Here is a 14,010-nt window from a genome sequence, read left to right on the forward strand (position 1 = left end):
TAAAGTCCCTTTTCAAGGAACTTTTTGAATAAATTTTTGAACCTTGATGTTATTTTTTTCAGATAAAATTAAGGTAATGGGGATATGTTAAATAAGCATATAAAAGAAACTGATATTCAGCAAGAAACAAAATCAAAGTATCTTTGTCCGATCACGCAAAAATTCAGTGTCTTGTTATAAGTCCTTATTATTGCTATTTTTTATTTTTATTTTGTGCACTGCCTCAGGTGTTACTCGCCATGAAACTTAATGGCATTGTCTCTGGTGGTATGGGAGTATTTTAAAGTGGTGAAAAAAAACCAGGAATTGAATCTAAAAGACATTCTCAATGAACCTCTTGCAATCGTTGGAATGAATTGCCAATTTCCTGGAGTTGATTCCGATGTAGAAGATGTCGAGGCATTTTATGCGATGCTGCTCAAGGGGCTGTCGCCTATTAAAGAAATGCCAAAAGATCGTTGGGATGTTGATGAGTATTATGATCCTGATCGTGAGAAACCCGATAAAATAATTAGTCGTAAAGGAGGTTTTCTTAATAATCCTCAGTTGTTCGATGCAACTTTTTTTAAAATATCTGCAATCGAAGCCAAACAAATGGATCCCCAACATCGTCTTTTTTTAGAAGTAGCGATTCGTGCTTTAAATCATGCCAACATTCCACTGGACTCATTAAATAATTCAAATGCCGGAGTATTCTATGGTTGTTCCACGCAGGATTACAGCCAACTCAATTATAAAGACAATATCGAGTTTAATGCGTATACCCAGATTGGTGCAGCCAGCAGTGCTGCTGCAGGAAGACTTTCGCACTTTCTCAATTTAAAAGGCCCCAGCATGGCTGTAGATACAGCCTGTTCCTCTTCATTGGCAGCGCTTTATGTTGCTGCAACCTCGTTGAGAACGAAGCAATGTTCTATGGCAATTGTGGGTGGTATTCATCTTAGCCTTTGTCCTGAAAGTTTTATCAGTGTGACTAAAGCAAACATGTTATCTGCGCGGGATCAATGCAGCAGTTTTGATATAAATGCTGATGGTTATGTACGAAGCGAAGGGTGTGGCGTTGTTGTAGTAAAACGCTTAAGTGATGCGATCCAAGATCAAGACACAATCCATGCGGTACTTAAAAGTATTGTCATGAATCAGGATGGTGATGATGGGACGATTTTGGTTGCTCCAAATATTAAGTCACAAATTGCCCTTCACCACGAAGTGCTGGCACAAGCTCATTTAACGCCAAGTGATATTGATTATATTGAAGCGCACGGAACGGGTACCATTGTTGGTGATTCAGTTGAGTTTAATGCAATACAACAGATCCATAAAGGGCATCATAGCCAAGATAAACCTCTGATTATTGGTGCAGTAAAAAGTAATATAGGTCACAGTATTTCATCATCAGGGGTTGCATCACTGATTAAAGCAATTGGCGCATTAAAGCATGAAACAATTCCAGCCAATTTACATTATACGAAACCGAACAAAACTATAGATCCTGAGAGTATACCTGCACTTTTACCGGTAGAAGCCACTGCATTTAAGAAGCAAAAAAATAAAAAGAGGCATGTGCAGATATCGAACTATGGATTTAGTGGAACCAATGTAAGTGCCATCATTGAAGAAGCAACTCATGATTACTTGCCATCTGCATCATTAGATGATGGACAAGCAAAATGTTTTGTTGTTTCAGCAAATAGTGAGTATTCATTAAGGCACATGTTGGCACGTTATGCACTCTATCTTCGAGAGACGCCGACGAGTTTGCATGATATTTGTTTTACACTCATCAACTGTCGCGATCATTTTAAATATCGTTGTGCCATTGTTACTCGAGATAAAGAAACCTTGATCCAAAAGATTGAGTCTGGCGATTTTGAGTTGCGCAAGATCTCTGTAAAAAAAGAGATACAAAATGTAGCTTCTGATGCACATCAGATTTATGAGGCGTATTTTGCAGGATTTAATATAAAAATCGATCCGGATCATGTTCCATTTAATAAAACAGATTTACCACTTTATTATTTTGATAGAAAGCCCTATTGGCATGAGCCAAGAACCAGGAATGGGTTAAATAATTTATGTCTCCAACCCAAAGAACAACAAGTAGAAACGATTAAAGAAAAACTTGCTGCTCAAATACACACTCTTTTAAAAAAAGAACACATTGAGGAACATCAGGATTTTGGCTCTTTAGGGTTCAACCAGGAGTTACTAGCTGAACTCGAGCAGAGTGTTTATGCGCTTTTCTCCTATAAAATGGCAATTCCTGCTTTTCTAACTTTGGATAAGTTGGCCAGACACATCCAGCAAATCCAGATGCCAGAGCCAGTTTATCGACAACCCACTGTCAATGTACTCAATAATGAACCTATTGCGATCATTGGAATGAGTTGCCGTTTTCCCAAAGCAGAAAATATTGATGCGTTTTTATCCTTATTAGAACGCGGCGAAAGTGGTATGGCTGATATCCCGTTGGAACGATGGGATAATGAAAAATTTTACGATCCTGATGTCAATGCTTTGGGGCGACTTTATATCAAGCAACTTGGCCTAATTGAACACATCAAAAAATTTGATGCAGATTTTTTTAATATCAGCCCACGTGAAGCCAAGCTCATGTCTCCCCAATTACGGGTATTCATGGAGACGAGCTATCACGCTTTGGAGAACGCCAATTTATCCCTGGCTGCGATTAAAGACAGTAAAACAGGGGTTTTTGTTGGTTGCGGTACCAATGAGTATCCCCGATTATTGGCGGGGCTTGGCGTCGGTTTGGACGATCTTAATATTTATTTTGCAACCGGAAATGTTTTAAATGCGATGCCCGGTCGAGTGGCTTATGCATTTGATTTTCATGGCCCCATACAAGCAATTGATACCGCATGTTCTTCATCGATGACTGCGATTCATGATGCTTGTTTGAGTTTGCAAAATGGCGATTGTGATATGGCCCTTGCGGGTGGAGTGAATATCTTACTGGCCCCGGATTCTAACATTACCCTGTCAAAAGCCAGAATGTTATCTCCTGAAAGCCGTTGTAAAACCTTCAGTGAGGATGCAGATGGATATGCGCGTAGTGAGGGGTGTGGTGTTATTGTTTTAAAACGATTAAGTACTGCTTTAAAAGAAAATGATACGATTCTTGCAGTAATTAAAGGAACCTCGATTAATAGTGACGGTAAAAGTGGAGGTTTTACTGTTCCTAATGGTATCGCTCAGGAAGAGGTAATTCGGAGTGCGCTTGCCAAAGCAAAACTCTCGCCTGCAGATATCGATTACATCGAAGCACATGGTACGGGTACGCCGCTGGCGGATCCTATCGAAGCAAATGCCTTGAGTAAAATTTTTAGTGAGTACCATAGCGAAGAGAAACCGCTTTATATTAGTTCGGTAAAAACGAATATAGGCCATTCCGAAAGTGCCTCAGGTGTAGCTGGTGTGATTAAAGCCATTTTGAGTTTACAAACGCATCAATTATTTAAACACCTTAACTTTAAAAAATTGAATCCTGCCATTGAGCTTAAAAATACAGTGATTCCGTTGAGTACTATGGATTGGCCCAAGGAGGAGGGTTTACGGTGTGCCGGCGTGAGTTCATTTGGGTTTAGTGGCGCCAATGCGCATATCGTGATGCAAGAAGCTCCTGTAAGAACAATAGAATCGCGCATACTTCCCCAAGAGTCTCTATTAGTACTTTCAGCAAAAAGTAAAACGGCACTTGAATTACTTTTAGCAAGTTATCGAAAATATTTAGCCAATACCCATGAGGAATTTGCGGATATTTGCTACACCGCAGCCACGTGTCGAAACCATTTTTTATTTCGAGTCGCAATTCAAGCCAGCACCGCAAAAGAAGCGGCTGCGCTTATTGAAAAAAATGAATACACGATCCATTCGATCAAAAAAGAAAAAACCAATCCCTTCTCCTTACAACAACCACGGTCACTGGCGCAATTACAGGCTGATTATCAAGCCGGTTTTATGATCAATTGGACTGATTTTTATCAGTCGCTGAATACCCAATTGATCAAAGTCAAACTTCCTTTATACGAGTTTGATCGTGAAGAACATTGGTTTGAAACAAAAGACAAAATAAAAGATGTCCCTATGCCTCAAGATTGGTGTTTTCAATTGCAATGGCAACAACAACTATGTACTCGCACTCATCGCAAAATGCAGGGTAATAACTGGCTTCTTATTGGTGCCCGACAGCTTGCTCCTCGTCTTGGCGCGCAGGGATTAGACATTATTCTAGAGGAAGAGAATCATTCGTTAGAACACTTGGATGGAATTATTTTTGCGATGGGATTGGATGCTCCCAAGACAGCAGATATTGAATCCAGTATTGATTTTCAAAAGAACACGATAAAAAAACTATTAGCATTAGTTAAAGAGCTCAATAACAAAAGCATTCCATTGCAATTAATCGTCCTCACCACGAATGCAATCCCTGAACTTGCAGCGGGTGCGCTTAATCTGAATGATAGTCCACTGATTGGCTTCTGCCGAACTTTGGTTTTAGAGTTACCTCAATTCAATACCATTTTAATTGATGCTGAAAAAACGGAAGATGAAGATTATGCTGGGCAAATCGTCGATGAAATCAGGCATAATTTTGATCAATGGTATGAGCATGTTGTGGCATATCGTGAAGGGAAACGGTTCATAACGCGCCTGAAAAAAACCAAATTATTGGACAGAAGGCCCTCTTTATATGGTGAAGGCCGTTATCTGATCACCGGTGGTTGTGGCGGTTTAGGTCTGATCACGGCACAAGCATTGCTTTCTGCAGGAGCGAGAGAGGTTATCCTGACCTCAAGAAATCCGGATAAACCTGCAGTAAAAGAAGCAATAAAAAAAATTCAATACAATTATACAGGCCGAACCATTCGTACGGTCAGTGTCGATGTGACTGACAAAGAAAAAATGCGTCACTTACTTTTAGAGTTGAATGCCGATGGGCTGCTCAAAGGCATTATTCATGCTGCCGGAGCAGCAATTAAGGCGCCATTACTCGAGCATAAAGATGAGGATGTCGATTATTTATTTGCTGCCAAAGTACAAGGCAGCTGGTATTTGCATGAGTTGAGTAAAAACCTCGATTTGGATTTCTTTGTTGTCTATTCTTCAATTTCCTCGGTATTCGGTAGTAATAAAGAATCCGTTTACAGCGGCACCAACAGTTTCATCGATGCCTTGATTGCTGAACGTCAACGTTTGGGCATGGTCGGAACTGCGATTGAATGGGGACCTTGGGGCGAAGTAGGTATGGCAAAAAAACGCTCCCAAGATCAAGGTTTGAAGCAATCTTTAATAAGCAACGAACAAGGTCATACCTTCATTAAAATTCTCATCAATGATCAGTTAAGCCACGCAGCCATTATTTCACCGGAATACCTCAAGTTCATGCTGGACTTTGTTCCCAAGCCGGTACCTGCTTTTCATAAACATTTAGCTGATGAGCTGAATGCAGCAGAGCAGTTTGCTCATAAAAATTTATCTTTATGGCTAAATGATTATCTTGAAACGAGGGAAGAAAGTCGCTTCCAAGCTTGCAAAGAGATGATATGTGCTCTTTGTAATGAGATTCTTGAAATAACCAATGCAGACGAGTTGGATGAGGATGAAGGCTTTTTTGAGCTGGGTTTTGATTCATTGATGATTACAGAGCTGGCAAGCAAACTTAAGGAAAAACTGGCACCAACCCTTAAAGTAACGGCGACCATTGGTTTTGATTACCCATCCATAAACAAACTGGCCTTGCATATTGAATCAGAGCTCAATAAGTATTTAATTACTCAGCCAGCTTCCAAGCCTGTAGCTGCAAAAGAAGAGGATTCAATCGCGATCATTGGTATGAGTTGTACCTTTCCTAATGCTCCCAATATAGCAGCATTTGAAACTTTGCTTGACGAGGGAAAAAGTGGCATGAGAGATATTCCACTTGAGCGTTGGGATAATCAAAAATATTATGATCCCGATATGGATGCGCCAGGAAAATCCTATGTCAATAAACTCGGATTAATCGAAAATATTAAATGTTTTGATGCAAATTTCTTTGGTATTAGCCCTCGCGAAGCAAAATTAATGGAGCCTCAACAACGCATCTTTTTAGAATGCTCTTACAAGGCTTTAGAAAACGCAAATTATTTGCCTGAGTCACTACGTGGCAGTTTGACCGGAGTTTTTGCCGGTGTAGGGCCGAATGAATATTATGCGCAATTGGAAAAATCAGGTTTCTCCAATGAAGAATTAAGTGTCTATTCGATTACAGGGAATGTCTCCAATCTTATCCCAGGCCGAGTAGCATATACTTTTGATTTTAAAGGCCCATCAATCAGTGTGGACACTGCCTGCTCTTCCTCTTTAGTTGCCATTCATTATGCCTGTCAGAGTTTAAAAAATCGGGAAATTGATTACGCATTGGCTGGTGGGGTCAATGTGCTGTTATTACCTGAGTCGAATATCACTTTATGTAAAGCGAAAGCTTTAGCTCCTGATGGTTACTGTAAAACTTTTGATGAACTGGCCGATGGATATGCCCGTGCAGAAGGCTGTGGGGTACTTTTTCTTAAAAGACTATCGGATGCGCTCCGTGATAAAGACAATATTTTGGCGGTCATTAAAGCTTCCGCGGTAAATAGTGATGGGCGATCTGCGGGATTGACCGTCCCTAATGGTAAAAGCCAGGAAGAGGTCATGATGAAGGCTTTAAGTCAAACGGATTTATCCGCGAGTGACATTAGCTACATTGAGGCCCATGGAACGGGTACTTCTTTGGGGGATCCAATAGAAGTTCATGCAATCAACCAAGTGTATGGAAAAGAACATTCTCAGGATAATCCTTTGTATCTTGGTGCGGTTAAAACCAACATTGGCCATCTTGAAAGTGCTGCTGGCGTGGCGAGTGTGATTAAAACAGTGCTGAGCTTACAAAAGAAAAAAATTTATAAGTTGCTCCATTTTAAAAAATTAAACCCCCATATCCATTTGGGTGATACCCTCCTTGCTTTGCAAAAAATCGATTGGAATACGGGCTCTAAATTAAGATGTGCCGGGGTCAATGCTTTTGGTTTTAGTGGGACTAACGCGCATGTTATTTTACAAGAGTTTCCTAAACCCGCAGAACAAAAGCCAACTCAATCGGCCAAAGTCCAATTATTGATTCTTTCTGCCAATTCGCAAGCATCCCTGGAGCATTTAGCGCAAAGTTATCAGCAGTATTTGGCAACAACACAAGACGATTTTGGTGATATTTGTTTTACTGCAGCAACCTGTCGTGCTCAGCAGCCTTATCGATTGGCTTTAATAGCCCATAATGCTCAAGAGGCAAGTCACTTATTAGAAACAGGACAGTTTGCACTATCACACGGAAAAAAGAGCACCCTTAATGTGCAAAATGAGTCCATGCTTCAGTCTGTGCTGACAGCCTACATGCAGGGAACACAAGTTGACTGGGCTTTATACTATAAAGACAGCGGTTATCAATTTAACAAAGTGAACTTACCTAATTATGTATTTGATTCGGTTGAATTTTGGATTGATAAAAGCACTTCGAGTCGCCCCTCAGCTGATGCAGTACATCCTCTTTTAGGGCAGATGTTCTCGATGCCCGGTAATGAATTTTTATTCAGCAACACACTGGATTTAGAACATTTACCCTATATCAATCAAAATTTTATTTTTGATAAGGTCATTTTTCCAGCAACAGCATTTATTGAATTGGGTTTGTCGGCAGCCAGGTTTGTATTGAAGCATAATGCTTTTTCAATAGAACACTTTCATATCGAACGTCCATTGTATCCGAAACACGATCAAGAGTTTCAATTACATGTGAAACCGAAAAATGATGAACAATATAAAATCAATATTTTTGCCAAAGAAGAGGATAATTGGCAATTATTTTCTGAAATGGAAATCAATTCGCACATACCGACCATATCGGAGTCTCTTGATTTTTATGATTTAAAATCATCTTCTGAACGGCAATTTGATGCATCACAAATTTATGAACATTTTAAAAAGCATGCCTTATTTTATGGCGATGATTTACGTGTGCTCCAAGAGAGTTACATTCATGCCGATGGTGTTCTTTCTAAGGTAATAATGACTAAAAACAGTCAAAGCGTTAACTATTATTATCCCCCTATTTTGCTTGATGGCATGATGCAAAGTATTTTGTTATTCAAAATGAATCATGAGGAGCACACTGTTTATGTGCCTTATACATTTGCACGAATGACTACAATGCAGGAAGCCCCTCGCAGCGTGTGGCTCCATGTAGTTCAAAGAGTGTCTGAACATGAAAACGAATTGTGTTTTGATATCAAATTTTATGATAACTCAGGGGTACTGATTGGTGAAATTGAAAAGTTTAAACTGAGAAAAGTGACGCAAAGTCATTTCATTCCTTATGAATCCTATCTCCAGTACCTATATCAAATCCGATGGAGTCCCCTCAAATTCAACGTGTTGACTCAAATACAGCTTCCTGAGTTATTGGTCATTTCAAATGATCCCGATAAAGCAAAAGCAGTATTGGGTGATCTGGATTATCAGCTCATTCAGGATGCCAATGAGTTGGGACCTATTGAAAATAAAACCATTGTTTATTTATACAATCAAAGTCAATTCAATGATCTGTTTCATTGTTGTCAAAAGATGTTTAAGTCACGACCTAATCGCTTCATATTAGTCACTGAACATGCTTATTCGATTCATGAGACAGATAAGGTAAACCCTTATCACACCATGGCTTGTGCTTTTTGGAAAACTTTTAGTAACGAGCTTGAACTCGTTAATAATTATGCAATCGATTTAGGGACAACGAGTACTTTGCCCGAGATATTAAAGTATCTTTTTGTTGCTCCCAGCGCTGAAAATCAATTTGCAATCCGCGACACATTTTATATTCCTAGATTAAAAAAAGCGCCGCTCTCTGCACATGTGGCCCAACAGGAGATGTTATTTAAAAGTGATGCGACTTATTTGATCACCGGCGGTACAGGTGCTTTGGCAAAATCGTTAATTGAGTATCTCATGCGTCGAGGGGCTCATGATATTGTGATTACGAGTCGGTCTGAATGTTCCCCCGAAATCAGACTATTGATTGATCGTGCTCGTAAAAAACAAGTTTTTATTAAACATTATCAGGCAGATGCCAGTAACTATCAGCAAATGGAACACATTATTGCTGAGATTGAACAAAGTTCTAAACGACTGCAAGGTGTTTTTCATCTTGCCGGTATTGTGCAAGATGGTTTATTGGTTAATTTAAGCGATGAGGAGATGCAAAGTGTACTGAGTGCAAAAATGGACAGTGCATTGATTTTGCACCAGATAACTAAAGATATTCCACTGGATTTATTTGTTTTATTTTCATCTTCAGCGTCCATACTCGGTGCCAGAGGGCAAGCGAACTATGTCGCTGCCAATGGATTTTTGGATGGACTAGCTTATCTTAGACAACAACAAGGGTTGCCGGCGTTGACCATTAACTGGGGGCCGTTTCATTCGATGGGCATGAGTGCAAACTTAGGACAGGCTATGCAACAACGTGGCTTTACCTTGTTAGAGAAAGACAGTATCGATGTCCTTGATGTTTTATTAAAAAGCGAGTTAGCGCAAATTGCTGTATGTCCGATGAATTGGGATATTTACTTTAAATATTCGCCCAAGCAGGCATGGCTCTTAGAGCTGATGAAACAGAGTCGTCCAGCCGATCAGCATTTTTTAAATTCGCTCCGACAGCATTCCAAAGAAGAAAGCATCTCCATATTGAGCGAAGCTTTGCGTGAAATTGCTGCAGAGGTTCTCGGTTTGGACGATTTAGAACAGATTAAAGTCAATGATGGATTGTTCTCTTTGGGTTTGGACTCACTAATGGCAATTGAAATTCGCAATCGCATTCATGATAAATTGCAATGTCCCACCCTGAACTTATCCATTGAATATTTTATTAATGATCCCAGTGTGGGCAAAATTGCTAAAAATATAGCGAATGAATTGCAGAAAGTATTCGATTTTGAAAATAAAAAAGAACAGCAAGTGGCTGTAAATTCAGTCGGTGAAGAAGTTCCTTTATGTGATTTTCAATATGTTTTTTGGGTGCTCAATAGACTCGGTTATCCCTATAATATTGGCACACAGTTACAGATTCAAGGTAAGCTGAATAAGGATTATGTTGCTCAGGCATTTGAGGCAGTTGTAAAACAAAATAGCGCTTTTTGGTTGCAATTCGATAAGGAAGTGCCGATTCAAGTATTGAGAAAAAAAGGACAATTTGAATTAATCTATAAAGACATTTCCCTGAATAATGAAGAGACGGAGCTTAATCAGGAATTTCAAAATAATATGAGGGATGAAATCCCCTTAACCCAACAGCCACTCATTAGGGTCTATCTCTATAAAATCAACAGTGATTTGCACGAATTGCACATGATAATCCCTCATATCATCGTTGATGGACCCTCATGTGACTATGTATTGAATCAGTTTAAAAAATGCTATGAAGCGTTGGCCCATGGCCAGGAATTGATTCTGGAACCAGAAAAAGATTCCTACCTCAATTATGTCAAAAAAAGTAATCACCTGTATGCAGCAAATTTAAAACACAAAATTAATTTTTGGCAGAATTATAACAAGGGCTTTAAAATGCTGTACTTAGGACCTAAATACTTTATGCCTATAGACAGTCAGAAACAGTATTTATTCCATTATCCTATTGATTCGCATAAGGCCGAACAGTTTATTGAATGGCATAGGGCTCAAAATATGAATGTCAGTCTTGGGTTAATCGCTGCATGTCATATTGTTTTTTATAAGTTAAGTCAGCAAAAGAAAATACCTTTTATTCTGATCCATAGTGGTAGGGAGGGGAGCCAATACAAGTCTATTGTCGGCATGTTCTCAGAGTATAAACGACTAAATAGTACCCTGGATAAGCAACATAACTTTATTGAATTGGTTAAGTCGATTGAGGAACAACAATTAAAAACAGCTTCTTTTCAAAAATGCTCGCATATCATTAAAAACAGTGAATTTAAAGATTCGGGATTCACTATAAGCCATTATTTATTTTATAGATGGAATAGACTGCAATTAATGAAACAATTTAGTAAAACCAAGCTTAATTCATTGATGGTTGATTTTTATCTTAAGTACCTGAGCTGGGCTGAAGCCATTAGTTTCAATACGTCACTTAAAAGAAAATTCAGTAAATTATTGAACCGCAAAAGGCCTTTGCAAAAACCGGAGCGGTTAAGAGTTCTCATTAACATTACCCCTTCCTTTTTCAGTAAGGCAGTTCCTGAGAGTAGTGTGACGACTCTTAAATTTCAGTATGCGAATCATTTTGGAAGTGAGGATCGCCCTGTAAATAATCGTTCCTTATGGGTCTTATTTTCAAGAAATCAGGAAGGAGAGTATTTAATTTCAATTAATGGTCCTGTAACGCCTGAGTGCAAAGAATTAATTGCGCGGGAATTTAATCAAGTGATCGCAAAAGTCTTGCAACATGATGAATGGGCTATTGAGGATTTAATTCGATAATTGATACCCTTATCCGCCCTAACGGGCACCTTCTTCCCCAAGGGGAGAAGGGAGCTGCTAAACTTAATGCTAGAAAGATACCCCACATTACAATAATTGCCTCCCCGGTTTTCGGGAGAGGGCTAGGGGTGAGGGTTAGCCCACAAAACATGATACAAATTAAGGATCAGTGAAAGATGAAACATGGACATTGTGATCACGAACATCGTTCGGAACCAGTAAATACCCATCAGGGCTGTCACCAACACCATAGGATGCATGAGCAACATGGTCCAGATGAGCATGGGATTAAAACTGGAATCTATACCTGTCCTATGCATCCAGAGATTCGTCAACCCGGTCCCGGAAATTGTCCAATTTGTGGGATGGCATTAGAACCGGAAACAGTTTCGGCAGAACAACAAAACCCCGAATACAAAATCATGAAAAATCGATTTTGGCTGGCACTTATTTTGAGTATTCCGGTGGTTTTATTAGAAATGGGCGGGCATGTGTTTCAACATATTCTTACTGCCAATCACTCGGCCTGGATTCAATTTCTATTAGCGACACCTGTCGTTTTATGGTGTGGTTTACCTTTTTTTCAGCGTGCTCTCACTTCGCTAAAAACACGTCAATTGAATATGTTTACGCTCATTGCAATGGGGATAGGAGTTGCCTGGATTTACAGTACTATTGCTCTGGTATTTCCAGGTATTTTTCCCGTTGCTTTTCGTCATCACGGATTAATCAATGTTTATTTTGAAGCTGCTGCAGTGATTACCACTTTGGTGTTGCTTGGACAGGTATTGGAGTTAAAAGCACGAGAACAAACAGGCGGTGCAATTCGGGCTTTATTGAATTTAGCTCCCGAAAGTGCGCGGCGAATTGACTCAAATGGCAATGAAGAGGAAGTACCCCTTGCGCAAGTGCAGGTTGGGGATAAGCTTCGGGTTCGGCCTGGTGAAAAAATTCCCGTGGATGGAGAAGTACTCGAAGGGCATAGTTATGTGGATGAATCAATGGTGACCGGGGAATCGATGCCAATCAGCAAAGAGGTGGGATTCAAGGTGATTGGTGCGACCATAAACCAAAATGGCAGCTTCGTGATGAAGGCAGAACATATTGGCAGTGACACCATGCTATCACATATTGTACGTATGGTGAGTGAAGCACAACGCAGCCGTGCCCCCATTCAACGCTTAGCCGATATTGTTTCAGGTCGGTTTGTACCGGCAGTGATTTTGATTGCAGTATTGGCATTCTTCATTTGGTTGGTCTTTGGTCCACAACCCACATTGAGCTATGCTTTGCTTGCGGCTGTTTCAGTACTCATTATTGCTTGTCCTTGCGCGCTAGGTTTAGCAACACCTATGTCCATTATGGTTGCTGTGGGCAAAGGAGCGCAGAATGGAGTATTGGTCAAAAATGCCGAAGCACTGGAACAGATGGAAAAGGTTCAGGTACTTGTTGTGGACAAAACTGGTACGCTGACGTTGGGCCGTCCCAAACTAACCCAAATTATTACGGATAAAGAATTCGAAACCGATGAAATACTCACTTTAGCAGCCACAATGGAACATCATAGTGAGCATCCACTTGCTCATGCAATTATTGCTGCTGCAAAAGAAAAACAGTTGTCGCTGAGCACGGTAATGAATTTTGAATCGATCCCTGGGAAAGGGGTTATTGGAAAGGTCAATGAATCCCCTGTAGCACTTGGTAATCTGCAGTTGATGCAGGAATATGGAAGTGCTCAAACCTCACTTATTGAACGAGCTGATGAATTACGTGCTCAAGGAGCAACAGTAATTTTTATGGCTATCGCGGGTGAAACAGTCGCTATTTTGGCAGTTGAAGATCCAATAAAACCCAGTACACCTGAGGCTATCGATACGCTCCAAAAAAATGGGGTTGAGATCTACATGTTGACTGGGGATAGTCAAAAAACAGCACAATCTGTTGCGAAGCAATTAGGAATCAACAAGGTGATTGCTGAAATTATGCCTGAACATAAACGCCGTGTAGTCAGTGAGTTGAAAGACAATGGCCTTGTTGTCGCCATGGCCGGGGATGGGGTAAATGATGCCCCCGCTTTGGCAATCGCTGATGTTGGTATTGCAATGGGTACGGGGACCGACGTTGCAATTGAAAGTGCGGGCATTACTCTGCTGCATGGTGATTTGAGTGGTATCGTTAAAGCGCATCATCTATCCCGTGCTACCATGAGTAACATCAGGCAGAATTTATTTTTTGCTTTTATTTATAATGGATTAGGCGTTCCGTTGGCTGCTGGGGTGCTGTATCCGGTAACAGGACTATTACTTAATCCGATTATCGCCGCAAGCGCGATGGCATTAAGTTCTGTTTCTGTGATTTTTAATGCACTTAGGTTACGGAGACTCAAGCTATAAAAAAGCCTTCTTGATCGCCGCTGTCCTCTGATTTATGCACAGTACTTCGGGTATAAACGAGTGAGCGGAC

2 protein-coding genes are annotated in these 14,010 nt (G+C 40.2%); both read left to right on the forward strand.

Translation table 11 applies throughout. The annotated features are described in order from the left end of the window. The first annotated feature begins 249 nt into the window (after nt 1–249). On the forward strand, nt 250–11,547 hold the full coding sequence (locus EL022_RS07185; protein WP_081776915.1) for an SDR family NAD(P)-dependent oxidoreductase: 11,298 nt from the start codon (nt 250–252) through the stop codon (nt 11,545–11,547). A 176-nt stretch (nt 11,548–11,723) separates the two neighbouring features. After that, complete coding sequence (locus EL022_RS07190; RefSeq protein ID WP_028382346.1) at nt 11,724–13,940, forward strand: copper-transporting P-type ATPase; 2,217 nt, start codon at nt 11,724–11,726, stop codon at nt 13,938–13,940. Nucleotides 13,941–14,010: the final 70 nt, after the last annotated feature.

Origin of the sequence: Legionella cherrii (assembly GCF_900635815.1) — a bacterium.
Lineage (GTDB): Bacteria > Pseudomonadota > Gammaproteobacteria > Legionellales > Legionellaceae > Legionella > Legionella cherrii.

What these genes read in the sequence shown, in the direction of transcription:
- EL022_RS07185 (WP_081776915.1), top strand. Translation starts at nt 250, where the DNA reads ATGGCATTGTCTCTGGTGGTATGGGAGTATTTTAAAGTGGTGAAAAAA.
- EL022_RS07190 (WP_028382346.1), top strand. Translation starts at nt 11,724, where the DNA reads ATGAAACATGGACATTGTGATCACGAACATCGTTCGGAACCAGTAAAT.